The organism is Nocardia sp. NBC_01388 (assembly GCF_045040085.1).
Lineage (GTDB): Bacteria > Actinomycetota > Actinomycetes > Mycobacteriales > Mycobacteriaceae > Nocardia.
The window spans coordinates 1571330-1595694 of the sequence record NZ_CP109553.1 but is presented as its reverse complement, the minus strand read 5'-3'; the positions used below and the strand labels follow the sequence as shown (position 1 = coordinate 1595694).

Annotated in this window: 22 protein-coding genes and 1 riboswitch; of the genes, 8 read left to right on the top strand and 14 right to left on the bottom strand. The window is 66.0% G+C overall.

What is annotated here, in order from left to right; all coding sequences use genetic code 11:
* Positions 1 to 50: 50 nt before the first annotated feature.
* Together OG716_RS07345 and OG716_RS07340 are read left to right on the top strand one after the other, a co-directional pair.
* The gene (locus OG716_RS07345) at positions 51 to 602 is read left to right on the top strand and encodes a PadR family transcriptional regulator (protein WP_405136928.1); all 552 of its coding nucleotides are present in this window, start codon (positions 51 to 53) and stop codon (positions 600 to 602) included.
* Between the two features lie 27 nt (positions 603 to 629).
* Positions 630 to 1430, top strand: a complete 801-nt coding sequence (locus OG716_RS07340; RefSeq protein WP_405136927.1) for a siderophore-interacting protein — start codon at positions 630 to 632, stop codon at positions 1428 to 1430.
* Between the two features lie 148 nt (positions 1431 to 1578).
* Here the strand turns inward: OG716_RS07340 and gcvP are convergent, their stop codons facing one another.
* From gcvP to OG716_RS07305, 7 genes are all read right to left on the bottom strand, one after another.
* The gene (gcvP, locus tag OG716_RS07335; RefSeq protein WP_405136926.1) at positions 1579 to 4455 is read right to left on the bottom strand and encodes an aminomethyl-transferring glycine dehydrogenase; all 2877 of its coding nucleotides are present in this window, start codon (positions 4453 to 4455) and stop codon (positions 1579 to 1581) included.
* Positions 4456 to 4586: 131 nt separating this feature from the next.
* Positions 4587 to 4702: riboswitch (glycine riboswitch) on the bottom strand.
* A 137-nt stretch (positions 4703 to 4839) separates the two neighbouring features.
* Entirely contained in the window at positions 4840 to 5409 is a 570-nt protein-coding gene (locus OG716_RS07330) for a MerR family transcriptional regulator (RefSeq protein ID WP_355122277.1), read from the bottom strand.
* Between the two features lie 232 nt (positions 5410 to 5641).
* The gene (locus tag OG716_RS07325; protein WP_067689422.1) at positions 5642 to 6115 is read right to left on the bottom strand and encodes a bifunctional nuclease family protein; all 474 of its coding nucleotides are present in this window, start codon (positions 6113 to 6115) and stop codon (positions 5642 to 5644) included.
* Positions 6116 to 6277: 162 nt separating this feature from the next.
* Entirely contained in the window at positions 6278 to 7027 is a 750-nt protein-coding gene (locus OG716_RS07320; protein ID WP_405136925.1) for a MerR family transcriptional regulator, read from the bottom strand.
* Between the two features lie 46 nt (positions 7028 to 7073).
* Positions 7074 to 7544, bottom strand: coding sequence for a glycogen accumulation regulator GarA (gene garA / locus OG716_RS07315; RefSeq protein ID WP_355122281.1), 471 nt, complete (start codon positions 7542 to 7544; stop codon positions 7074 to 7076).
* A gap of 123 nt (positions 7545 to 7667) precedes the next feature.
* Positions 7668 to 8066, bottom strand: a complete 399-nt coding sequence (gene gcvH / locus OG716_RS07310) for a glycine cleavage system protein GcvH (protein ID WP_297621411.1) — start codon at positions 8064 to 8066, stop codon at positions 7668 to 7670.
* A 70-nt stretch (positions 8067 to 8136) separates the two neighbouring features.
* A complete protein-coding gene (locus tag OG716_RS07305) occupies positions 8137 to 8748 on the bottom strand; it encodes a CDP-alcohol phosphatidyltransferase family protein (protein ID WP_327140102.1) in 612 nt (203 codons plus the stop codon).
* A gap of 154 nt (positions 8749 to 8902) precedes the next feature.
* Between OG716_RS07305 and OG716_RS07300 the strand changes: the two genes are divergently transcribed.
* Together OG716_RS07300 and OG716_RS07295 are read left to right on the top strand one after the other, a co-directional pair.
* Positions 8903 to 10591: a GMC oxidoreductase gene (locus tag OG716_RS07300; RefSeq protein ID WP_405136924.1), complete on the top strand. Its 1689-nt coding sequence runs from the start codon at positions 8903 to 8905 to the stop codon at positions 10589 to 10591.
* 311 nt (positions 10592 to 10902) lie between these two features.
* A complete protein-coding gene (locus OG716_RS07295) occupies positions 10903 to 11799 on the top strand; it encodes a nuclease-related domain-containing protein (protein ID WP_405136923.1) in 897 nt (298 codons plus the stop codon).
* Here OG716_RS07295 and OG716_RS07290 read toward each other — a convergent pair.
* The 3 genes from OG716_RS07290 to OG716_RS07280 form a co-directional block, all read right to left on the bottom strand.
* Complete coding sequence (locus OG716_RS07290) at positions 11771 to 12421, bottom strand: phosphatase PAP2 family protein (protein ID WP_405136922.1); 651 nt, start codon at positions 12419 to 12421, stop codon at positions 11771 to 11773. The two genes, OG716_RS07295 and OG716_RS07290, sit on opposite strands and share 29 nt — an antisense overlap.
* Before the next feature lie 47 nt (positions 12422 to 12468).
* Positions 12469 to 14640 carry an MMPL family transporter gene (locus tag OG716_RS07285; RefSeq protein WP_405136921.1) on the bottom strand — a complete coding sequence of 724 codons (2172 nt, stop codon included), beginning with the start codon at positions 14638 to 14640 and terminating at the stop codon, positions 12469 to 12471.
* Between the two features lie 103 nt (positions 14641 to 14743).
* Entirely contained in the window at positions 14744 to 16678 is a 1935-nt protein-coding gene (locus tag OG716_RS07280; protein ID WP_405136920.1) for an acyl-CoA dehydrogenase, read from the bottom strand.
* Positions 16679 to 16746: 68 nt separating this feature from the next.
* Between OG716_RS07280 and OG716_RS07275 the strand changes: the two genes are divergently transcribed.
* Complete coding sequence (locus OG716_RS07275; RefSeq protein ID WP_405136919.1) at positions 16747 to 18237, top strand: threonine/serine exporter ThrE family protein; 1491 nt, start codon at positions 16747 to 16749, stop codon at positions 18235 to 18237.
* Here the strand turns inward: OG716_RS07275 and OG716_RS07270 are convergent.
* The 3 genes from OG716_RS07270 to OG716_RS07260 are packed head-to-tail and all read right to left on the bottom strand — an operon-like array spanning position 18206 to position 19854.
* Positions 18206 to 19039, bottom strand: a complete 834-nt coding sequence (locus tag OG716_RS07270) for a helix-turn-helix domain-containing protein (RefSeq protein ID WP_405136918.1) — start codon at positions 19037 to 19039, stop codon at positions 18206 to 18208. The genes OG716_RS07275 and OG716_RS07270 overlap by 32 nt on opposite strands.
* On the bottom strand, positions 19026 to 19544 hold the full coding sequence (locus OG716_RS07265) for a DUF6879 family protein (protein ID WP_355122295.1): 519 nt from the start codon (positions 19542 to 19544) through the stop codon (positions 19026 to 19028). The genes OG716_RS07270 and OG716_RS07265 overlap by 14 nt, the downstream gene beginning before the upstream one ends.
* Entirely contained in the window at positions 19519 to 19854 is a 336-nt protein-coding gene (locus tag OG716_RS07260) for a hypothetical protein (protein ID WP_355122297.1), read from the bottom strand. Before OG716_RS07260 ends, OG716_RS07265 begins: the two co-directional genes overlap by 26 nt.
* Before the next feature lie 161 nt (positions 19855 to 20015).
* Here OG716_RS07260 and OG716_RS07255 point away from each other — a divergent pair, with 161 nt between their 5' ends.
* A complete protein-coding gene (locus tag OG716_RS07255; RefSeq protein ID WP_405136917.1) occupies positions 20016 to 20339 on the top strand; it encodes a hypothetical protein in 324 nt (107 codons plus the stop codon).
* Here OG716_RS07255 and OG716_RS07250 read toward each other — a convergent pair.
* Positions 20303 to 20950 (bottom strand): TMEM175 family protein, encoded by a 648-nt coding sequence (locus OG716_RS07250; RefSeq protein WP_405136916.1) that lies wholly within the window; start codon positions 20948 to 20950, stop codon positions 20303 to 20305. The genes OG716_RS07255 and OG716_RS07250 overlap by 37 nt on opposite strands.
* Before the next feature lie 92 nt (positions 20951 to 21042).
* Here OG716_RS07250 and OG716_RS07245 point away from each other — a divergent pair, with 92 nt between their 5' ends.
* Positions 21043 to 22026 (top strand): hypothetical protein, encoded by a 984-nt coding sequence (locus OG716_RS07245; protein ID WP_405136915.1) that lies wholly within the window; start codon positions 21043 to 21045, stop codon positions 22024 to 22026.
* 102 nt (positions 22027 to 22128) lie between these two features.
* A complete protein-coding gene (locus OG716_RS07240) occupies positions 22129 to 24333 on the top strand; it encodes an MMPL family transporter (RefSeq protein WP_405139571.1) in 2205 nt (734 codons plus the stop codon).
* Positions 24334 to 24365: the final 32 nt, after the last annotated feature.

The following is a 24365-nucleotide window of genomic DNA, read 5'->3' as shown; positions in this document are numbered from 1 at the left end:
CCGCGAGATGACCATTGCTTCAGCTATATCTTACGATATATATTCAGTAGGTGGGACCACGACGTTTCGGCGGCTTCGAGCCGAGCAGCGGGCGCTTCTTCGGCGCCGGCGAATTGCGATGGGCGCTCTTGGCGCTCATCGCCGAGCAGCCGGGACACGGGTACGAACTGATGTCCCGGCTCGAAAAGCGGTGCGGGGGCGCGTATCGCCCCAGCGCCGGCGCGGTATACCCGACCCTCCAGCAACTGGAGGATGAGAGACTTACCACTCTCGAAATCGACAGTGGCCGTAAGGTTTTCCATATCAGCGCGACTGGGCGCGCCGAGGTGGACCAGCACCTCGGCGAGATCGATCGGATCTGGGCGCGCGCTGACGAACGCGGACAGTGGGGCTTGTTCCGCGATCCCGACGCAGCCGAAATCATCGGGCCCGCACTGCGTTTGTTCAAGACCGCGGTCTCGGCCGTGGTGCATTCGCACGGTGATCCCGCGGTGATCGATCAGGTCCGCGGCATCCTCGCCGATACCACGCGCGAACTGCAGCAAGTGAAGATCGATAGCAAGCGAGAGCACCGCCGGCGGCGCGGCCGGCAGACCGACTGAACGACTCTTCGAATCGAAGGTATTCCCATGGCGCACACCGACAATCCCGCCCAAGTCGTCACCGCCCCGCAATCGCGCGGACTGGGCGATCTGCTCCTGGACCAGTTCTTCACCAACGGCCGCATCCTGGAAACCGAGCGCATCGCCGCCCGCATGACCCGCATCCGCGTCGGCGGACCGGCACTGCGGAACCTGGACTGGCTGCCCGGCCAGCACGTGCGGGTCGCCACCGGCGACAGCGCGTCCGGCAATGTGCTCGCCCGCGTCGGCGATCTGCGCACGTACTCGGTATGGCATTTCGACCGGGAGCACAGCGAACTCCACCTGTGCGTACTCGACCACGGCGACGGCCCGGGCGCGCGCTGGGGGCGCAATGCCGTTGTCGGACAGCAGGTTCGATTCCGCGGCCCCGAGGGCTCGTTCACTCTGCGCGCCGACCCGACATCGGGCGACGGCGCGCCATACCACCTGTTCGCCGGTGAGGAGACCGCATCGGTCGCGCTCGGCGCCATGCTGCGCGCGGTTCCGGACGATATTCCGGTCCACGGCGCGATCGAAACGGCCACGGCCGAGGATCGCCTCCCGCTGCCGCGCGCGGCCGAACTGGCCCATCCCCTGCGCGGCGACGCCTCCGCCGCCCGCTCCGAAATCCTGCTCGATGCGATCCGCGGCCTCGACCTGCCGCCCACCCCGGGCTTGGCCTACCTCGCCGGTGAGGCCCGCACCATCCAGCAGATCATGAAACACCTTGTCCGCGAACGCCGGTGGCCCCGCCGCGCCATCCTCACCAAGCCCTTCTGGACACCGGGCAAGCGCGGCATGGACTAGTCCCGGCCGGCACGGCTGGGGAACCGGATCGATCAGCGCACCATCCTCCGAAACGACACGGTCGCCACAACCTCTCCGTTCGAGAGTGCTGCGACGACCGTGTCAGCTCCAGAAATCGATGGGCGCTGCGGCGTTCGATTACCCGAGATCAGTCCGTGTAGGAATCCATCGGCGGGCAGGAGCAGACCAGATTGCGGTCGCCGTACGCACCGTCGATGCGGCGGACCGACGGCCACACCTTCGGCCGGGGGTTGTGCAGCCCCTGCGGGTAGACGGCGATTTCGCGGCTGTACGGGTGCTCCCACTCCCCGACCAGGCACTGGGCGGTGTGCGGTGCGCCGCGCAGCGGGTTGTCCTCGACCGGCCAGACACCGGCCTCGACCTGGTCGATCTCACCCTTGATGGCGATCATGGCCTCGATGAACGCGTCGATCTCCTCGAGGTTCTCGCTCTCGGTGGGCTCCACCATGAGCGTGCCCGCGACCGGGAAGCTCATGGTCGGCGCGTGGAAGCCGTAGTCCGCCAGGCGCTTGGCCACATCGTCGACGGTGACGCCGGTGCGCTTGGTGATCTCCCGCAGATCCAGGATGCACTCGTGCGCGACCATGCCGTTCTCTCCGGTGAACAGTACCGGGAAGTGCGGATCCAGCCGTCGCGCAATGTAGTTCGCCGACGCGATGGCCGTGAGCGTCGCGGCGCGCAGGCCGTCAGCGCCCATCATGCGAATGTAGGACCAGGTGATCGGCAGAATGGAGGCCGAACCGTACTTGGCCGCCGACACCGCATGCGAGCCGGTTACCAGCGGATCACCCGGCAGGTACTGGGCAAGGTGCTCGCGCACCGCCACCGGGCCGACGCCCGGACCACCGCCACCGTGCGGAATGCAGAAGGTCTTGTGCAGATTCAGGTGACTGACATCACCACCGAACCGGCCCGGGCGAGCCAGTCCGACAAGGGCATTCAGGTTCGCGCCGTCCACGTACACCTGACCGCCGGCATCGTGCACCATGCCGCACAGCTCGGCCACCTCGTGCTCGTACACGCCGTGCGTGGACGGGTAGGTGATCATGATGCAGGCCAGTCGATCGGCGTGATCGGCGATCTTGGCGCGCAGATCGTCCAGATCCACATCGCCGTTCTCGCGGGTCTTCACCACCTCCACCCGCATGCCGACCATGGCGGCCGAGGCGGCATTGGTGCCGTGCGCGCTGGAGGGGATCAGGCACGTATCACGGTGCGTATCACCGCGATCCAGGTGGTAGCGGCGAATGGCCAGCAGTCCGGCGTACTCACCCTGGCTACCGGCATTGGGCTGCAGCGAAACCCGGTCGTATCCGGTGACCGCGCACAGCCAGCCCTCGAGATCCTCGATCAGGCGGATCAGGCCGGGCGCATCCTCGACGGGCGCGTACGGGTGCACCCGATTGAAGCCCGGCCAGGTGATGGACTCCATCTCCGCCGCCGCATTGAGCTTCATGGTGCAGGAGCCGAGCGGAATCATGCTGCGGTCCAGCGCGATATCCTTGTCCGACAGCGCGCGCAGGTAGCGCAGCATGGCGGTCTCGGTGCGGTACCGGGTGAACGCCGGCGCGGTCAGGAACTCCGAGGTGCGGTTCTCGATATGCGGCCGCTGCTTACCGTGGAAGAGCGCGCCCTCGGGGCCGACCGGGATCTCCGCGCCGAAGCAGTCCAGCACGGCCACCACATGCGCGTCGGTGGTCGCCTCATCACAGGCGATGCCCACGTGATCGGCGTCGACGAGGCGCAGATTGATGCCCACGCCCTTCGCCTTGGCCACCACGGACGCAGCCGCGCCGCCCGGCACGTTCACCAGCACGGTGTCGAAGAACGACTGGTGCACCACCGCGTCGCCGAGCCCGGCGGCCAGCCACTGCGCATGCCCATGCACCCGCCGCGCGATCGACTTCAGCCCGTCCGCACCGTGATACGAGGCGTACATGGCGGCCACAATGGCCAGCAGCACCTGCGCGGTACAGATATTGGAGGTCGCCTTCTCCCGGCGAATATGCTGCTCACGAGTCTGCAGCGCGAGCCGGTAGGCGGTATTGCCGTCCGCGTCCACGGAGACGCCGACCAATCGGCCGGGCAGCTGCCGCGCATGGGCGGTATGCACCGCGAGGTATCCGGCATGCGGCCCGCCGAAGCCGAGCGGCACCCCGAAACGCTGGGTGGTGCCGAAGCAGCAATCCGCGCCCTGCTCCCCCGGCGACGTAATCAGGGTCAGCGCAAGCAGATCCGCGCCCACCGCCACCAATGCCCCACGCGCATGGGCGGATTCGATGACCGGAGCCCAATCGGTGATCCGGCCCGAGGCGCCCGGCTGCTGCACCAGCACGCCGAAGAACTCGCCCTCGGGCAGCTCGCCGCCGGACAGATCCGCCTCGACGATCTCGATGCCCAGCGGCTCGGCCCGGGTGAACAGCACGGTCCGCGTCTGCGGGAACAGATCCGCGTCGATGAGCAGCCGGTGCGACTTACTGCGCCGATTGGCCCGCTGCAGCAGCGTCATGGCCTCGGCCGCCGCGGTCGCCTCGTCCAGCATGGAGGCGTTGGCCACATCCATACCCGTCAATTCCGAAACCATGGTCTGGAAATTGAGCAGCGCCTCCAGCCGGCCCTGGCTGATCTCCGGCTGATACGGGGTGTACGCGGTGTACCAGGCCGGGTTCTCGATGAGATTGCGCACCAGCACCGGCGGGGTGAGGGTGTCGTAGTAGCCGAGCCCGATCATGGTGGTGGCCACCGTATTCGAGTTCGCCAGCGCGGCCAGCTCATCGAGCACCTCGTGCTCGGAGACGGCCGGCGGCAGGGTATCGAGACCATTGGCGGCGGCGGTGTCGAGAATGCTTGCGGGCACGGCTTTCGCGGCCAGTTCGTCCAGCGACTGGACACCGACGGTCGCGAGAATGCGCTCGAGTTCGCCGCTGTCGGGTCCGATATGACGGTCGGCGAAGGATCGAGTCCAAGTCACGGCTGCTCCAAGGGTGGGCGGGGGGCCGGCCATACGGCCGACGCGTCGTCTGCCCTCCCCCTCTGTCCTTGGCGCCTGAGAGATTCGGGTCCCGGCCAGCTTGTGGCCGTTCCCCTTTCACCATGGGCGGGTGGCTCGGTGGCCACCACTTTCCAGAGGCGTCGAAACTCCGCGCGGTCCCTTGTGCCTGAGAGATTGACGGGGAGGTGCTGCTCCTTCGGCGCCCGGTCCGAGCCCTCGGGGAAGGGCATCGGACTCGGGACTCTCCCGCACGGCTGCGACGCACTGCCAAGTCTAAGGGGCAGCAGGTTACGGGAATGTTGCCTGGGCCTGTTTGGGATCACCGCCGCACAACAATCGAGCGCGCCGCCCATGGGCGGCGCGCTCGGCTGCGGAAGGTGTTGCGTTCAGGAACTACTAACCGGTCTTGGCATTCATGCGTGCCTTGCGGCGGTAGGAGAGTTCGTCCTCCGGGCGCTCGGTGGCGGTCGCGGACTCGGCCCGCTCGGCCGGGAAATTGGCGATCGCACCGGTGAGTTCGCGCATGGCGCCGCTCACCGCGATACCGAAGACGCCCTGCCCGCCCTGCAGTAAATCGACGACCTCCTCGGCCGAGGAGCATTCGTACACGGTCGCTCCATCGGAGAAGAGCGTGATCCCGGCCAGATCCTCGACGCCTCTGCTGCGCAGATGATCCACGGCTATGCGGATGTTCTGCAGCGAGATACCGGCGTCGAGCAGCCGCTTGACGATCTTGAGGACCAGGATGTCCTTGAAGGAGTACAGCCGCTGGCTACCCGATCCGGTCGCGCTGCGAATGGACGGGACGACCAGCCCGGTGCGAGCCCAGTAGTCCAGTTGCCGATAGGTGATACCGGCTACCTGACAGGCGCTGGGTACGCGGTACCCGACCAGGTCGCTCGGCACCGAGTCATCCGGGAACAGCCCTGGCTGCACCACATCCTGCGTGTGCGGTTGATCTCCCACTGACTACTCCCTACTGCTGGCCTATCAGGGCTCGTGTCTCTCATCAAGACGGCGTTCACGACAACTTCACGACACTGCCTTCATGAACACTGCATCAACGCTGGAGCGTGGCCTAACTGTCGAGGCTACTCCACCGATTGTCCAGGCAGCAGCGGCCTCGAACCAAGCCTGCCGAGCGGCGTGTTTCTATACCTGAAGTACAGGTCGAGGGATTGTTTCGACTACGCCCAGGTCAGCTGTCGGTGGCCTTGAAGTCATCCGGCGAGACCGACTCGAGAAACTCCTTGAACTTCTCCACCTCGTCCTCGCGCTCATCGGGCATCACCAGCCCGGCCTCCTCCAGCACCGGCTCCTCCGCGTAGATCGGACAGCCCACGCGCAAGGCGATGGCGACCGAATCGGACGGGCGCGCGGAGATGCGCAGATCGTTCTCGAACACCAGATCGGCATAGAAGGTGCCCTCCTGCAGATCCACGATCCGCACCTCTTTCAAGGTGTGGCCGAGATCCTTGATGAGGATCTTGATGAGATCGTGGGTCAGCGGCCGAATCGGCGTGACACCCTCCTGCTCCAGCACGATTGCGGTCGCCTCGGCCTGCCCGATCCAGATCGGCAGATACCTGTCGCCCGAAACCTCGCGGAGTAACAGCACGGGCTGGTTCTGTGGCTGTTCGACACGTATGCCGATCACACGCATTTCGCTCATGGCCGCGCCTCGCCAGGGCTCGCCACGACCATGCGCGAAGGCGCGCTGTATCCACTGATTCGCTCGCTGCGCTCACTCATCGCACTGCCTCCCATACTCGCTCGGCCACCCCAGCACACGACGCAGCGGGGCGAGCCGTAACACCGAGTCTAGGCGAAGAATTCAGCCCCCGAGCGATGCACGCACCGAGGTCTTCACCAGGCATGTGTGCAGTGTCAGCGACAACGCCGCCAACTCTCGCACGGTCTCCTCCGCACGGGCGCGCGCATCCGCGTCCCGGCTCTTGGCGATGGGCGCGGCGATTTGCGCGACCATGGCCGCCTCCCGATCCGCCGCCAGTTTGAAGGCGCGCAGATGCCTTGCCTCCAAACCGAATTCGCTCAACGCCTTGGCGGTGCGCGCCAGCGTCACCGCATCGGCGTCGAAGTAACCCGCGGCACCGGGCATGATCAGATTCGCGCGAATCAGTTCGGTGAGGAACTTCTCGTCGATTCCCGCCTGCTGCAACAGATCTGCCCGCGGAACCCGGATCTCGTGATCGAACAGGAATTCCTCGGGCGACACCTCACCGGGCACGACACCGAGCCGCCGGAGGCGACTCTCCCCATTGGGGCCCACACCGTCTCCCCCGGCACCGCCCGCTCGGGCACGGGCTTCCCGTACCCCGAGCGTCGCGGCGCCACTGTCGATCGCTTCCAGCTGTTCCTTGATCACCTTCAAGGGCAGGTACTGGTCCCGCTGTGCCGTGAGCACGAACCGCAGGCGTTCCACGTCGGCGACGTGGAACCTGCGGTAACCCGAGGGCGTGCGCTCCGGACTGATCAATCCCTCCGATTCGAGAAACCGAATCTTCGAGATCGTGATGTCCGGGAAGTCCGGACGCAGCAGATCCAACACGGAGCCGATCGACATTCCTCCGCGTGTCCATTGCTGCGCTGCGCCAGTCATTCCCGTCGGCCTATAGTGCGCCCGCGTCGCTGGTCTGCGGCCGCGGGCCGGTCAGGAACACGAGACGGAACTTGCCGATCTGCACCTCGTCGCCGTTCTGCAGCTCCGAGGAATCCACCGGCTCCCGGTTCACGTAGGTACCGTTCAAACTGCCCACATCGACGACCTGGAAGGTGTCGTCATCCTGGCGGAACTCCGCGTGCCGACGACTGACGGTGACATCGTCGAGAAAGATGTCACTGTCGGGGTGGCGACCCGCGGAGGTGGTGGGCTGATCGAGCAGGAAACGCGAACCGGCATTCGGGCCGCGCTTGACCACCAGCAGGGCTGCGCCCGCGGGCAGACCCTCGACCCCTTGCACCGGCTGCTCGCCGGTCTGCTCGGTGCGCGACGTGTCGACCTCGTTCAGGAAATCAGCGCGGAACACCGAAGTGGTCTCTGCTGCCGTCTCCTGGTAACCCGGGTCCTTGTTCTCGCTCACCCTTGCTCTCCTCCTCGAACCGAATTAATCCATGCAAGCAGTTGATGCCCTCAGCGTGTGCTTGTTGGCATTGACCGTACCCTGCCAGGGCGTACCCGTGCAGGTAGAACTGTGAAGGCTCCTTCAGCCTCCGATAACTCCTTGATAACCTGCGGCATCGAGCAGGTCACCGTACGCGGAGTCGAGCGTTTCGGCGTCTTCGAGCTCGAGCTCGAAGATCCAGCCGTCACCGTAAGGGTCGGTATTGAGGGTCTCCGGCGCGGCCGTCAGAACCTCGTTCACCGCAACGATTTTCCCCGCCAGCGGAGCGTAGATGTCCGAAACACTTTTGGTGGACTCCACTTCGGCGATGCTGTCGCCATTGGCCACATCGGCATTCGCTTCGGGCAGCTGCACGAAAACGACGTCACCGAGCTGCGACTGGGCGTAGTCGGTGATTCCGACCCGCACGCGGGCCGGGCCGGCGATGCGCACCCATTCGTGTTCTTCGGTGTAGCGCAGGTCGTCGGGTAGGTCGCTCACAGGCGATGTCCTTTCGGGCGGGTGGTCCTCTCGGGATCGGCGTCGATCCGTGTGCAACACACCCTAATGGCTAGTGATCTGTCGTCGACGGGGCCGGTATGGCTCGGGCGACCGCAACGGCCTTGCCCACGTAGAGAATGCCGGTCCAGACGTAGGTCGCCACACCCCAGATCAGGAATGCCCCGCCGAAGGCCTTGCTGAAACCTGCTGCGGGCCAATCCATCTGACCGGCAAGCGTCCACGGGAAAGCGGACATGAGCGCGAAGGTGGCGGCCTTGCCGAGGTAGATGACCTCGGGCGGCGGCAGCCCGCGGCGCTTGTAGATGCCCAGCGTCAGCGTCAGGATGCCGTCGCGCGCAACAAGAACGATCACCACCCACCACGGCAGGATGCCGCGAATCAGGAAGCCCGCCAGGGTCGCCAGCAGAAAGAGCCGGTCGACCAGCGGATCCAGGATGGCGCCCAGTTTGGAGGACTGGTCCAGCAGCCGGGCCAGCTTGCCGTCCAGGAAGTCGGTGAAGGCGCTGGCGATCAGCAGCGCGAAGGCCCAGCCGTCGGCCTTCGGAACCAGCAGCAGCCAGAGGAAGACCGGGACGCCGATGAGCCGGATGACGCTCAGCACATTGGGCACGGTGAGGATGCGGTCGCTGTACACCGGTTCGGCGTTCCGCTCGGTTGTCACAACCCGGTCTTACCGTAATCACCGGCGAGTCTCCATACGGGCACGCCGCTGGCCGGTCCGGAGCGGAAACGATATCGTCTCCGCCATACAGGTGGATGACAGAATGAGTGGGGAAGCTTCTCATCTGCCATCCCGGCGTGCGAGAGGAAACACCATGCCAGACTTCGACTACGACGTCGTGGTGATCGGCTCCGGCTTCGGGGGAAGCGTCAGCGCACTGCGACTGACCGAAAAGGGTTACCGGGTGGCCGTGCTGGAGTCCGGCCGCCGCTGGAATGCCGAGGACATCCCGAATACCAATTGGAATGTGCGCAAGGCGATCTGGGCCCCGCGGCTGGGCCTGACCGGCACCCAGCGCATCAGCGTGCTCGGCAAGTGCGCCGTCTTCTCCGCCTCGGGCGTGGGCGGCGGCTCCCTGATCTACGGCAACACCCTGTACGAGCCACTGCCGGACTTCTACACCGATAAGCAGTGGTCGCACATCACCGACTGGAAATCCGAGCTCGCGCCCTACTACGACCAGGCGCAGCGCATGCTCGGTGTCACACCCAACCCGCGCATGACGCCCGCGGACGACGTGATTCGCTCGGTCGCCGAGGACCTGGGCGTCGCCGACACCTTCCATGCCACCAATGTGGGTGTGTTCTTCAATGAGGAAGCCCCCGGCGAAGAGGTGGCGGACCCGTACTTCGGCGGCGCCGGACCGGCCCGCAACGGCTGTATCCACTGTGCGCGCTGCTTCACCGGCTGCCCGCACAATGCCAAGAACACCACTCCGAAGAACTACCTGTACCTGGCCGAGCAGGCCGGCGCCACGGTGTTCGCGCTGACCACCGTGACCAAGGTGCGACCCATGACCGGCGGCGGTTACGCCCTGGACACGGTGCGCTCGGATCGCTGGGTTCGCAAGGACCGCAAGACCTTTACCGCCGAACAGGTGGTCTTCGCCGCCGCGGCGCTGGGCACCCAGAAGCTGCTGCACAAGATGCGCGACGAGGCGGTGCTGCCGCATCTGTCACCGCGCCTGGGCGAGCTGACCCGCTCCAATTCCGAGGCCATCCTGAATGTGGTGAGCCGCGAGCGCGACGATTTCGCGCAGGGCATCGCCATCACCTCCTCGATTCATCCGGAGCCGAACACCCATATCGAGGTGTGCCACTACGGCGCCGGGCAGAACGGGTTGTTCCCGCTGTCGGTGCCGATCGTGGACGGCGGCGCGTTCCGGTTCCTGCGCTTCCTGCTGGCGATGGTGCTGCATCCGCTGGTCTTCGCGCGCAGTCTCAATGCCCGGCGGGCCTCGGACAAATCGGTGATCCTGCTGGTCATGCAGTCCCTGGACAATTCGCTGACCTCCTATCGGCGCTGGGGGCAGCTCAAGACCAAACAGGGCACCGGCAAGCCGAATCCGACCTGGATTCCGATGGCACACGATGTCGGCCGCCGCTTCGGCGAGAAGGTCGACGGCGATGTGCAGAGCCTCATCATGGACGTGTTCAATATTCCGGCGACGGCCCACTACATCGGTGGCTGCGTGATCGGCGAGGGCCCGGAATCGGGTGTGGTCGATCCGTATCAGCGCGTGTTCGGCCATCCCGGGCTGCACATCGCCGATGGTTCGGCGGTCACCGCGAATCTCGGCGTGAACCCGTCCCTGACCATCACCGCACAGGCCGAGCGCGCAATGGCCTTCTGGCCCAACAGAAATGAGCCCGACCCCCGGCCGCGCCTGGGCAACCCCTACCGCCGCATCAGCCCGGTCCGGCCACAGCAGCCCACGGTCCCGGACTTCGCCTCGGGCGCCCTGCGCCTGCCGATCTTCCCCGTGGAACAACGCAACAACTGATCTCGCAAGAATCGGGGTAACTGCTGGGCACCCCCAAACCGAGACACTCACCCAACCGCCGGCCCGGGACACAACCCGGGCCGCCTTCCCGAGTGACCGTTGAAGGTCCCGGGGAGGCGGAACGGGACTTGCTGAGCCACTGGGGATTTCCCGCTACCCGTCGGGCGCGCCATCGCGCTCGACGGTAAGTTGGAGTCGGCTCGATCGACCGACACACGACAGGCAGCAAATCTGGGCGATGGGCGCGCTACATCCGTACCATTTCTTAGCAGCACAGCCGGTATCGATTCGACGAGAGAGGTGCAGCGCCGATGCTCGTTCGAGTACAGAACCCCGCTGGTACGCATGCCGAGAAGCTGCTGATCGACTGGCTCCGCACCTGGAAGGGCCGCGGCGACCCCAAGGGCGTCGCCACCGTCAATTGCAGCCTCTTCCACGGTGATCGGCTCTACCCCTTCGACGCGGTCGTCTGGACGCCGACCAGCTGCGTGGTGATCGAGGCCGAGTCGCTGGCGGAGAATCTGCAGGGCGAGCTGGAGGTGCCGCTCAACGGCCCGTGGCGGGTGGCCGAGAAGATCATCACCTTCGACGGCACCGATAAGCGCACCCCGCTGGACAAGTCCCGCGATCACACCTTCGCACTGCAGAACTGGCTGGCCGAGCGCGGTCTCGGGCAGCGGGTGGTGCACGGCGCGGTGCTGGTGGTACCAGCGCCGGATTCGAATCTGCGGGTGCAGCAGCTGTGGAGCGATCCCAGTTTCGAGGTGCTGGTCGGCGATGACCCGCGCCGGCTGCACGACTACTTCATCGGCCTGTCCTCACGCGGCCGCCCGCAGTGGTCGGCCAATGATGTGGCGTGGGCCTTTCGCGGGCTGGGCATTCTGCCGTATCTGCCGGCGCCGCAGGATCTGCTGAACGAGGGCTTCCTCGGCCCGGTGGACATCACACTCTGGCACGGCGGGCCGCAGCAGGCGCAGGCCGAGGCCTATGCCGAAGAGCAGGCGCGCCTGGAGCTGGAGGCCGCGGCGGCAGGCAACCGGCTGCGGGTGCCCTCGCCCTGGTACAGCCCGTGGAAGCTCTATCCGCGCCGGACCGGTCAGATCGATTTCGGGCGCGGGTTCATGCGCGTCATGCTGTCGCTGGGCATGATCGTGGTGGCGCTGTGGGTGCTGTGGTTCATCATTGCCGCGGTTGTCGCGTACGGGTGAGCGCCACAGCGCGGAACGGTAGATAGGCCGCCGTCACCAGGGCGACGGCGGCCGTCGTACCCCCGAGGACATCGGTGGGATGGTGATATCCCAGCCCCACCATGCCGACCAGCACCGCGGGCAACAGCACCACCGTCACCACCACGATCGTCACCCGTGCCCGCACCGATTCACTCACCAGCGCCAGTGCCGTGACCACGGCGATCAACTGCACGGTGTGCCCACTCGGATAGGCGAGATAGTGGTGCAGCTGCCGGTCCCAGAACGGTTTGAGCGCAAACGAATTCACCAGGATCGCGAACTCCGGCCCGAGGATCATGAACCCGGCGGACCACCACCGCCGCCGGTAGGCGAACCACGCGGCCGCGAGCAGCTGCACCGGAATGATGATGGTGTTGTTGCTTGGCGCGACCAGCACGCTGTAGAGCCACCGATGCCCGTCGAGCGCGGAGTGAATATGCCCTTCCAGAGCGCTGTCCAGCCCGGTCGGACCGCCGTCGGCCGGAAAGAACTGCGGCACAACCACAGTCACGACAATGGCCACCAGGATGAGCGCGGGCAGCGCGGCCTGGCGGAGCAGGGTATCGGGCCGGTTCGGGGCGGGCGCGGGCGATCGGATCACCCGGCCACGATAGCCGCGGCCGAGTGGCGGTCACCGCGAGCGCCGGTTCACTCCCGCAGCGCGGCCTTCTCCAGCAGCGGCCGGGACCGGGCCGGGGCCCACCAGTTCGCGGTGCCCAGCAGCCGCATGAAGGCCGGTACCAACACCATTCGCACCAGGGTGGCGTCCATGAGCACCGCCAGCGCCAGACCGACGCCGAGCATGCGATTCATGGTCACCCCGCTGCTGGCGATGCCCACGAAGATCACCGCCATGAGCAGCGCGGCCGCGGTGACGATGCGGCCCGACCGGGCAATGCCCAGCGCGACGGCATCGTCATTGTCGGCACGGGTCCGGCCGGAGCGCTTCCACTCCTCGGTGAAGCGGGCCAGCAGGAAGACCTCGTAATCCATCGAGAGCCCGAACGCCACGCAGAACAGCAGCACCGGCAGTGTGGCGATGGTGTATCCGGTGGCCAGTGTGCCCAGGCCGCCCAGGTGCCCGTCCTGGAAGATCCACACCAGTGCGCCGAAGGTCGCCGACAACGACAGCACATTGAGCACCAGCGCCTTCAAAGGCAGCACCACACTGCCGGTCAGCAGGAGCAGCAGGATGAAGGTGGTCACCGCGATCCAGACGACGGCCTTCGGGAACCCCTCCTTGATGCCCGCGGTGGAGTCCGCGGTCTGCTGGGCGAGCCCGCCGAACAGCACCTGCGTGCCTGCGGGTTTCGGAATGGCATGTAGCGCGTCGAGTTGCCGCTGCCCCTGTTCGGAATACGGATCGACCTTCGAGGAGACCGTCAGATGCGCGCTGTCGCCGTGTCTGGCGGTCGGATCGGCGGGACCGGCCGGTTGGCCGCCTGCGAAGGAGCCCGCCGGACCGGTGACGGCCTGCACCTCCGGTACCGTCGACAAGACGGCCGAATACACGCCCAGATCACCCGGATCGGCGCCGCCGCCGGTAGGGCTCACCACGATGTGCACTGTGCCCGTGGCATTGTCGGCGAACCGGTCCCGCAGCAGATCACCCACCTGACGCGATTGCACCGAAGAGGGCAGCACCCGATCATCGGGCAGGCCGAGTTTCAGCCCGAAGATCGGTGATCCGAACAGCACCAGCAGCGCCAGCACCGGCAGCGCGCACAGTACGGGCCGACGCTGCACCGTGCGCGCCACCCGGTAGAGGAAGCCCTCCTGCACCGGCCGGGCCTCGCGCAGCGGTTTCCGATTGATCCGCTCGCCGAGCAGTGTCAGCAGCACGGGGACCATGGTGAGCGTCAGCACGATCGAGAGCGCGACCACCGCCAGGCCCGCATAGGCGAGGGAGCGCAGAAAAGCCATGGGGAAGAACGACATTCCGATGAGCGCGATGCCGACCGTGGTCCCGGAGAAGGCCACCGCCCGCCCGCCGCGCTGCATGGCGAGCACCAGCGCCGCGTCACGATCTCGCCCGCCCGCTATTTCCTCCCGATAGCGGCCGATGATCAGCAGCGAATAGTCGATGGCCAGCGCCAATCCGATGGCGGTGGTGATGTTCAGCGCGAAGACCGACAGTTCCACCACGAAGGTCAGCAGGTACAGCACCGCACTGGTGCCGGCGATGGCGGCGATCCCGGTGATGAACGGAATCGCCGCCGCCACCGCACTTCTCAGGAACCAGATGAGCAGCAGCACGGTCAGCGGCAGCGCGATGGCCTCCGCGATGGCGAGGTCCTTTTCCGTCTGCTGCCCGGTCTCGGCCAGCACCATGGCCTGGCCACCGGCATGGATGGTGACTCCGTCCCGGCTGCCGACAAAAGCGCCGGCCAGATCATGCGCGGCCGCGGGCGCGATGTTCTCGTCACCGCGCACGCTGGCGACAATGAGCCCGATCCTCTTGTCGCGGCTGACAAGCAGACCGCTCAGCTGCGGATCGGTCCACGGCGAAACAACTTTCGAGACACGGCTATCGCCCCGGAGCTGTTCGTCGATATCGCGGCCACGGGCAGTGGAGGCCGCACCCTGCACCCCGCCGTCGGATTCCACGGTCAGCACGAGTTGCATGCCGGACATGTTGTAGTCGCGCCCGAGAATGTCCGCGACGCGCGCGGATTCGGAGTCGGTGGCCACGAATCCGCCATTGGACAGCCGCGCGGAGGCCTGCGAACCCAGCGCACCGCAGACCAGGAATGCCACGCCCACCAGAACCAGGACGAGCTTCGGCGCGCGCATGGCCGGTCCGATCAGCGTCGTGATCATCGCGTCTCCCGTCACCGATCGGCCGATGCCCCATTGCATGAGCTCGCTACCTCGATAACGATGTACTGCCGCACCGGGGTTCAACCCGATGCGGCAGTGCCGATCACGAGGGGACGGGTGCGTCTCCGGCGCCGTTCAACATGGCCGCGTGCAGCATCTTCTCCGGCACGCCCAGGCCCTCGATGAGCGTGAGCGCGTGCGGCCGCAGCCGGTCCACGAGTTCGTTCACGCCGCGCCGCACCATTTTCGCCCGTTCCACGGACATGAAGCGGTGCATGATGAACCAGGCCTGGTTCTCCTCGATGGTCTTGTACACGTACAGATCGCAGACGGTGCCGGCCAGTTCGCGAGCGGCCTCGTCCTCGATTCCGGCAATGCCTTCGATGAAGGCCTCCAGGACCAGACGATCGATATGCGCCGTGCCCGCGGCGAGAATGTGGTCCTGGGCATTGTTGAACGCCTCGAAGGGCCCGGTGTCCTTGGCGCGGGCCTGCAGTCGATGCCCGGCCGTGCGGACCAGATAGTCCTCGCGGTCGGCGAAGAGCTGCAGCTGGACCGACCGGCGCGACAGGTCCTGATCGTCGACGCCGTCGTCACCGCGGTCACGCAGCCGCTGGATCAGCTGCCGCACGCCCGAGGCCTCGCGCACCGCGTCGCGGGCCATGGTGGCGGCGAAGCGAACCCAGCCCATGGCGTCGAGATCGCGCACCTCATCGGAGTAGGCGGTCAGCAGGTCCTTGGCGACCAGCTGGGTCAGCACCAGATTGTCGCCCTCGAACGTGGTGAAGACATCACTGTCGGCCTTCAGCGTGACCAGGCGGTTCTCGGTGAGATACCCTGCGCCGCCGCAGGCTTCGCGACATTCCTGAATGGCCTGGGTGGCGTGCCGGGTCTGCGCGACCTTGAAACCGGCGGCACGCTTCTCCAGGGCGCGCTGTGCGGACTCCTCGGTCGCCTGTCCGGTCTGCACCAGATGCATGCGCTGCACCAGATCGTTCTGCGCGAATTGCAGTGCGTAGGCGCGGGCCACCAGCGGCAGCAGGCGGCGCTGATGGCTGCGGTAATCCATCAGCACGGTCTCGACACCCGTATCGGGATCAGCGAATTGGCGCCGCTGCTCGGCGTAGCGGACGGCAATGCTCAGGGCCACCCGGGCCGCCGCGGCCGCCGCACCGCCGACACTGACCCGGCCGCGAACCAGCGTGCCGAGCGTGGTGAAGAATCGCCGGCTCGGGTTGGCGATCTCGGATTCGTAGGTGCCGTCGGGTTCCACGTCGGCATAGCGATTGAGCAGGTTCTCGCGCGGAATTCGCACCTGGTCGAACATGATTCGGCCATTGTCGACACCCGGCAGGCCGCCCTTGAGGCCGTCGTCGGAGGTGGTGACGCCGGGCAGATCCTTACCCTTCGCGTCCCGGATCGGCACCAGGAAGCAGTGCACGCCCTGTGATTCGCCACCGGTCACCAGCTGCGCGAAAACCGCTGCCATGCGGGCATGTTCGGCTGCGCCGCCGATGTAATCCTTACGCGCGGAAGGCGTAGGGCTGTGCACGATGAACTCTTCTGTGGCAGGGTCGTAGGTGGCTGTGGTCTCCAGGTTGGCCACATCGCTTCCGTGACCGGTTTCGGTCATCGCGAAGCAGCCGAGCAGCTCCAGCGGGAGCAGCGCTTCGATGTACCGGCGGTGCCTCTCGGTACCGAGGTTTTCGACCGCACCGCCGAACAGGCCCCACTGCACACCGCACTTCACCCACAGCGACAGATCGGTGTAGGCAAGCATTTCCAGTGCGGTGACGGCCCCGCCCGGGTCGCCGGTTCCGCCTTCGACCTCGCGGAAACCACGTTCGGCCCATCCGAAGGAGGACACCAGATGCATTTGTTCCAGTACCCGCGTTCTCGCGGCCTTGTAATCGAGGTAGGGGTCGCCGTAGAGCCGGGCATCGTCGAGATGCACCCGGGCCTGTTCACGCACGTCCCGCCAGGGTCCGTCGAGAGCCGCGCGTAGATGTTCCGCTATCGGATCGCCATCGTTCGCCATGCTTCAAAACACTACTGCTATCGCCCTGCTCAACCCGGTGATCTATCGCACCCGTGTACTTTTCTCCTGTGAGCAATGATCTGGCAATCGAGACCGGCGGTGCCGCCGAGGGCATTGTCGGGCGGTCGCGCAGGTTGCTGACCAGTGTTGTCGGCAAAGCGGTCGCCGACCGCAATGCCGTCGCCGATGTTGTCACCGAGGCACCCGCGCCACTGCAGCCGATCGACCTCACCGACGATGCCGCCGTGACCCAGGTTTTGGACCTGGTCGAGCGGGTAGGCGAAGTGGTGCTTTCCGCCGGTACGGCCGTGATGGACACCACCGCGCAGATCGAAGCCATTGCCTCCACCTACGGCCTGTCCAAATGCGATATCGATGTCACCTACAACTCGATCCGCATCTCTGTCGACCGTGGCACCTTCATGCCGCCGGCCAGCACGATGCGGGTGGTCAAATATCGGTCGCTCGATTTCACCCGCCTGGCCGCGGTCGATCGCCTGACCCGGCGAATCCGGCGGGAACTGATGCCGCCGGAGGAGGCCCTCGCGGCGCTCGAGGAGATCACCTCCGCACCGCATCCCTATCACCGCTGGATCTCGACGTTCGGCTGGTCACTGATGGCCGCGGCGGTGGCGCTACTGCTCAATGGCGGCCTGATGATCGCCGCGCTGAGTTTCGCCACCACCGCTCTCATCGACCGCACCAATCGCCGGCTCAATCGCCGCGGTCTGCCGTTCTTCTTCCAGCATGTGGTCGGCGGCATGATCGCGGCGATGCCGGCGGTGCTCGTGTCCACCTTCGCCAGCCATCTGCATCGGGATCCGGCACTCATCATCGCGGCCGGAATCTCCGTGCTGCTGGCCGGTTTACAGCTGTTCGGCGCGGTCGAGGACGCCATTACCGGTGCACCCATCACCGCGGCCGCGCGCATGCTCGAGGTCGTCATGATGACCGGCGGCATCATCGCGGGCATCGTGCTGACGCTGCGGGTGTCCGAACTGCTGAACCTCACCACCCCGACGGTCGATATGGCCCCCGGCCGGGACCTCACCAATCTTCCGATCAGGGTGGCGGCGGGCGCTGTCACCGCACTGGCCTTCGCACTGGCCTGCTATGCCGAGCGGCGGGCGCTGACCACGGCCGCGTTCAGTGGTGCGGCGGCCATTGCCGTCTATCTCGTGGCGCAGAACGCCGGTTTCGGCCCGATCGTCTCCTCCGGCGTGGCGGCCATTGTGGTCGGCCTGGCCGGTGGTCTGCTCGCCCGCCGCGCGCTGACGCCGCCGCTGGTGGTCGCCCTGGCGGGCATCACTCCCCTGCTCCCGGGTCTGCGTGTCTATCGCGGTCTCTACGCGCTGCTCAATGACGAACAGCTGATCGGCATCAATCAGCTCTTCAGCGCGCTCGCCGTCGGATGTGCCCTCGCGGCCGGCATCACCCTGGGCGAATGGTTCGCGCGGGACCTGCGCCGGCCTCGAATCATCCCGCGCCTCACCACCATCCGAATCTCCCGCCGGACGGGATCGGTCATCACAGGTCGTCCTCCGATAAAGCCTTCTTGATCAGCGTCTGGGCGGCGTCGCCGTAGGCGGCCTGCTCGGCCAGGGCCCGGAACACTCTCTCGTACAGCACGAGTTCGCGCGGCTGCCGGATGGTCAGCTCGGCCGAGATCGTCTCCACCTGCACCAGGTGCGTATCGAAGAAGGTGAAATTTGTTGTCTCATAGATGAATTCAGCGGTGCTGGGGACAACGCCGACGACCACGCGCTCGGCGGACAGCATGGTCTGCAGATGCTCGAGCTGCGCCCTGCGGACCGCGCCGTCGCCCACGGACGTGTACAACGCGGCCTCGCCGATGAGGAAGTGGAAGCGGTGCTTACCTTCGCGCAGCACGCGCTGCCGTTCCATCCGCGCGGCCACCGCGTGTTCGAGATCGTCGGGGCTGCCGAGGAACCGAATACACCGCCGCAGCACGGCTTCCGCGTAGTCGCGGGTCTGCAGCAGTCCGGGCAGCAGCAGACAGTCGTAGCCGCGCACCAGGCCGGTGGCGGCTTCCCGCTCGATGCTCTGCCGCTGCCTGCGCGCATGACCGGTGGCCGCGATGCGCCGCCATTCCAGATGGGCGGCATTCACATTGCGCACGGTCGCAATGAGATCCGGCAGGGCGAGTTCGTTCCTGGTGATCCGGCACCACACGGCGAGATCCTCCTCGGACGGCAGCTGCCGGCCGTGCTCTAGCTTCGATATCTTCGTCGGCCCCCAGCCCGCGCGCGCGGCCAGGTCCCGTCCGGAGATACGGGCGGACACCCGGAGTTCCCTCAACCGAACCCCGAGCGCCTGCCGCCCCTCGTCAACCCTGGTCACGGAGGTAGACGTCGAACGGAACAGCCAACGGCCACAACTGATCCCGGACCTGGGCGCAGCGGGCGAGCAGCACCGGATCCTCGGTGACCGCACCGCCGGCCCATTCGCCCTCGGGCGAGAAGATCGAGAAGGCCAGTGGGCCGTCGTCGAAGAGCCACCAGTCGTCGGCGGTGTAGTCGGCCGGATCGACTCGGTGCCGGGGCAGGTACCGGACCTGTTCTCCGGCTTCGACATTGCGCTCGGTGTGATGCAGCAGGAAGCGCGTGTAGTCGGTATGCGGTTCGGTCACGATGCGTAATCGCTGGATCAGGGTGCCCTCCTCGGTCACCTCGCGCACAAGCGCATCCCATTCCCGCCAGTCGGCCGGATAACTGGTCGGCTCCCCCGCCACGAAATGTTCCAGTTGCTCGTTCTCGGCGGCCACGCCGTAGGTGTCCTGCACCTCCAGGTGGAACGCGCGACGATGCGACCGGTACAGGTCATCGAATTCGGAGCGATAGAGCATGCGGGTAACTCGCTTTCAACGCACGAACTTCCACGGCCGTCTCGTGGTCGGGAATCTGCATGGCGGACAGCACATGGGGGTCGTCGACCACGTCACCGCAGAGGGTGAAGGTCCCGTTTCCGGTGTTGTGCAGCGCTGCACCCAGACAGGTTTCGAGTTCCAGAAAGCCGAGCAGTTGATGGGGTATCTCGACAGTGCCCGGGGTATGGCCGGTGCGCCACCCCTGCACAATGATGCTGTCGCGGTCGGTTGCCCACAATCTGGGTGATCCGTTGCCGCCGGTGGGTCCGCCCAGAAGCCGTATCTCCATGATGCCGTGTCCTTGCTCGAGGCAACTACGAACACATCTCATTATCGCTGGTGCCAGGACCTTTCCATCAGCAGATTCGAGCAACCTCGAGCAATCCGCTGCCGCCGGGGCGTGGTGATCCATACCGTGGAATCCGGAAACCACCGACAGCAAGGGCAATGATGAGCGCACCATCGGCGATCGGCTATCTGCGGCACGACATCTCGAAGGCCAGGCAGGTGTGGGATGAGGCGCAGATCCGCAGCGTCGCCGCCCGGCTGGGCTACGACCTGCGCAAAACCGTTGTCTTCGGCCCCCATACCGACCGCCCCGACCTGCGCCTGCGCACGGTGGTGAGCCGCCTGGGCGTAGACGCCGTGGTGACGCCCAGCCTCGCGCACCTCGGCGGCGAGGTGCCCGATTTTCTGGCCCGGGTGTGCGATGTCATCACCGTCGACCCGGAAACCACCTACGCCCGGTCCTCGATCACCGGCACCGGAATCTGATTGAGCGCGTAGTAGACCGCCAATACCCCGTGCAGTGCCAGGGTCAGCGGCGCGGAGAGGAAAGCCAGGCCGACGGTGGTCGGATAGATGGCAATGCCCAGACCGAAGCGCCAGCGGGTGGCGCGGGCGGCCGCGACGTCGACCCGCGGGTAGAAGAGGTTGCCGGTGCGGGTCAGGTGCAACCACACCGTTTGGAACAGAATGCCGTGGTAGACCATGAAACCGCCGTATATGGCGACCGTGATCCGCGCGGCATGACTCCCGGTCCACGCGCTCACCGACCCGCCCTCGTGGCCCTCGGTCAGGTAGTCCGCGACCAGCGCCGCGGGCCAGGGCAGCGCGACAACGCCCATGAGCAGCAACAGGTTCAGAAACAGCAGGGCGCGGTCCACCCGCTCGACGAAGGCGAACACGGTGTGGTGGTTCACCCACATGATCCCGATATTCAGGAATGTCACCACATACGCCGCATACGAGGGCCACTGATGCCCCAGCTCCTGCCACAGCTGATCACCCGCGTTCAGCGGAACCTTGATCTCCAGGATCAACAGCGTGATCGCCACCGCGAACACACCATCACTGAAGGCCTGGGCCCGCCCCGAATCATTCACAGCCACCGAGACTACCGACATATCGGCACCCCGGTTTGATCGAATCCACAGGGTCGGTTAGCGTCTGGCGCGCAAGAGCGAGTCGGGGGAAAATGCATAACGAGCACGATGACCTCTCCGAGCATCCGGATTTCGCCGGGCCGGAGTGGAATGAGCGCATATCGCGCATCGAGAAGGAATACTCCCGGCAGCAGAGCTGGGGAGTGCGAAAGCATAAGCTGCGCAGCAAATTGCCGATCCTCGCGGTGGTAGCCGTGGTGGTGGGTCTGCTGGCGATCTGGCATGAGACGTCGGGGGCGGTGGGGCTGCAGTCGTCGGCCACGCCCGCGACCACGGCCACCTCGCGGGCGCCGGAGACGGTGCGGGTGAATCTCAATATGCCGTTTCTCAATACGCCCGCGGCGGATTGGGCCGATGGCGCGGACGGGTTCCAGCCGCCGGCCCCCGCGCCGGTGGGCGGATACGACGCCGCCGCGGTGGCCGCGGCCTACGCGCGGGTGCGGCAGGCGCTCATCGCGCAGCGACTGGACAGGACGGCCATGGCCGCCGACGATGCCGGACCTGCACTGGCGTTGTTCGCGCCCGCGTTTCGCGACGCCGCAGTCAAGGAATTGCGGGATCACGTCGACGCCAACGGTCTCTACGTGACCGCCCTTGCCCCCGGGACGCAGCTGCTGCCGTCCCAGCCGAAGGTCAAGGGCAGCATGAGCGCCGACACCGACGAGGACGGCAACCTGGTGGTGCACACCAATTACGTGGTTGCCTACGCCTTCGATCCGGGTAACCCGCAGCGCGTGCGCCGCGCACTCGACCTTGTTGTCGTGCAGCGATGGGACGCGGACTACACGATCACCGGAGACACCGTCGGCGGTCACCACTGGGCCGAGGACAGTCAGGGCATGTGGCTGCGACACGGGCAGGGCGACACCTACTCGGTCGATTGCGCCTGGGCGCGAAAAGGGTTCCTCGCCCCCTCGATCGGCGGCGTGCGGGGTGGCGGCACCCCGCCCGAACACGACTCGGACTACTACTTCGATCCGAACAATCCGATCTCACGGACAGACAGTTGCAATTAAACGCGTATTGCGCATAACAGCACGTAAACGACTGTGCCACAATCGAAGAGCGAAACACGATAATGCCGATCGCGATCTTGCTTGTTACCGTGACATATGAACCTGTTCGCGCGATGGGGTGATCTGGCCTGCCGATGGCGGTTCGGGGTCATCGGAGTGATGGTGGCGGCGCTGCTGTCACTGGGTGGGTATGGCCTCGGTTTGGACGACCACCTGAGCTCCGGCGGACTGTTCGATCCGTCCGCGGAGTCCTCGAAGGAGGGCGCGCTCGCCGACAAATCGTTCGGCCGCAATCACGATGGCGACGTGGTGGTGCTCTTCACCGCACCCGAGGGCAGGACCGTCGACGATCCGGACTTCAGCAGCACCGTCGTCGACCATCTCAACAGTCTGCCGCGCGATCACCCGGATCAGATCGCGCGCATTACGGGCACCTACTGGCCTACCGAGACCGGTGCGGTCTCCTCGATTTTCGTGACCAAGGACAAGACCCGCGCTACCGCCGCCATCGCGCTGCGCGGTGAGAACGACACCGACCTGCTTCGCAACTACCGGACGGTCAAGGACGACTTCACCATTCCGGGCATCAAGGTTCAGGTGGCTGGGCTACAGCCGATCTCGGGCACGCTCAACGACACCATCGCCGTCGATCTGCACCGTATGGAATTGATGGCCATTCCTCTCGTGGGATTGCTGCTGTTCTTCATTTTCGGCGGTGTTGTCGCCGCCTCGCTGCCGCTAATCATCGGTTTGCTCACCATCTTCGGCGCCTTCGGGATCGTCCGGTTCGTCGCCAATTTCACCGAGGTGAATTCCTTCGTCTCGCCCGTGGTTTCGATGATCGGGCTCGGGTTGGCCATCGATTACGGGCTGTTCATCGTCAGCCGTTTTCGTGAGGAACTGGCCGCCGGGCACGACACCCGGACCGCGGTGCGACGCACAGTGATGACGGCGGGACGCACCGTGGTGTTCTCAGCGACCATGATCGTCGCGAGTCTCGGTGGCCTGCTGCTGTTCCCGCAGGGCTTCCTGAAATCCATTGCGTACGGTGCGATTGCGACCGTCACCATCGCCGCTCTCACCGCTCTCACCGTCCTGCCGGCTGTGCTGGCCATTCTCGGGCCGCGCGTAGACATGTTGGGGCTGGACCGCTTTCGGCGAACCAAGTCGGCCGCACCGATGGAGAGCGGGTTCTGGGGCCGTACCACCGGGTGGGTGATGAAGCATCCACGAAAGGTGGCCATCCCACTGCTGCTGGGCCTGGTGCTGCTGACCTTGCCGATCCGGAACCTGGTCTTCGGCGGCTTCGGCGAGAAGTATCTGCCGCCGGACAATCCGACGCGCATGGCGCAGGAGGAGATCGACCGGTACTTCCCGCTCCGGAAATCCGATCCGATCGAACTCATCTTCGTCACCGGCAGTTCCGGTGCGGTCGGACCGGTCTGGAATCAGGCCAACCAGGCGCCGGGGCTGGTCGCGAAGTTCGCGATTCCGTCTCGCTCGGTGTCCAACCCGGACGTCTACCGAACCACAGCTCCGGTGGGCGATATCAACCACGCCGGCGCGACTATCGAATATCTACGGAAACTGGATCTGCCCGACGATATGACTGTGCTCGTCGGCGGCGTGCCCGCACTCCAAAAGGACAGCATCGACGCCCTTTTGAGCCGGATCCCGTGGATGATCGCCCTGGTTCTGCCGATCACGGGCCTGCTGATGTTCCTCACGTTCGGTTCGGTCATCCTGCCGATCAAGGCCGCACTGATGAGCGGTCTCGGTCTGGGCTCTACGCTCGGCATCCTGACCTGGATCTTCGTCGACGGGCACGGCGCAAGCCTGTTGAACTTCACCCCGCAACCCGGCCAAGCCGTCATGCTGGTGCTGATCATCGCGATCGTCTACGGCTTGTCCACCGACTACGAGGTATTCCTCGTGTCACGCATGGTCGAAGCCCGAACCCGGGGCGCGACCACCGAGGAAGCCATTCGCACCGGCACCGCGCAGACCGGCGGCATCATCACCGCGGCGGCCCTCATCCTCCTGGTGGTCACCGGCGCCTTCGCCTTCTCGGATCTGGTACTCATGCAGTACATCGCCTACGGCATGATCGCCGCCCTCTTCATCGACGCCACCCTGCTCCGCATGCTCCTGGTCCCCGCCACCATGAAGCTCCTCGGCGACCGAGTCTGGTGGGCGCCGGCCTGGATGAAGCGAATCCAGCAGCGCATCGGGCTGGGTGAACCGGTCTTGGACGACGAGCCGCCGTCGCCGCCCCCGGTTCCCGAACTCGTCGGGGCCGGCCGCTGACCCCACGACCGGACGAGGAGCGCGGACCGATC

Excerpts from the sequence above, each read along its gene's own strand:
- OG716_RS07260 (WP_355122297.1), bottom strand. The coding sequence starts at position 19,854 with ATGGAGATACGGCTTCTGGGCGGACCCACCGGCGGCAACGGATCACCC.
- OG716_RS07285 (WP_405136921.1), bottom strand. The coding sequence starts at position 14,640 with ATGATCACGACGCTGATCGGACCGGCCATGCGCGCGCCGAAGCTCGTC.
- OG716_RS07280 (WP_405136920.1), bottom strand. The coding sequence starts at position 16,678 with ATGGCGAACGATGGCGATCCGATAGCGGAACATCTACGCGCGGCTCTC.
- OG716_RS07245 (WP_405136915.1), top strand. The coding sequence starts at position 21,043 with ATGCATAACGAGCACGATGACCTCTCCGAGCATCCGGATTTCGCCGGG.
- OG716_RS07265 (WP_355122295.1), bottom strand. The coding sequence starts at position 19,544 with ATGCTCTATCGCTCCGAATTCGATGACCTGTACCGGTCGCATCGTCGC.
- OG716_RS07300 (WP_405136924.1), top strand. The coding sequence starts at position 8,903 with ATGCCAGACTTCGACTACGACGTCGTGGTGATCGGCTCCGGCTTCGGG.
- OG716_RS07340 (WP_405136927.1), top strand. The coding sequence starts at position 630 with ATGGCGCACACCGACAATCCCGCCCAAGTCGTCACCGCCCCGCAATCG.
- OG716_RS07295 (WP_405136923.1), top strand. The coding sequence starts at position 10,903 with ATGCTCGTTCGAGTACAGAACCCCGCTGGTACGCATGCCGAGAAGCTG.
- OG716_RS07320 (WP_405136925.1), bottom strand. The coding sequence starts at position 7,027 with ATGTCGATCGGCTCCGTGTTGGATCTGCTGCGTCCGGACTTCCCGGAC.
- OG716_RS07255 (WP_405136917.1), top strand. The coding sequence starts at position 20,016 with ATGAGCGCACCATCGGCGATCGGCTATCTGCGGCACGACATCTCGAAG.
- gcvP (WP_405136926.1), bottom strand. The coding sequence starts at position 4,455 with ATGGCCGGCCCCCCGCCCACCCTTGGAGCAGCCGTGACTTGGACTCGA.
- OG716_RS07325 (WP_067689422.1), bottom strand. The coding sequence starts at position 6,115 with ATGAGCGAAATGCGTGTGATCGGCATACGTGTCGAACAGCCACAGAAC.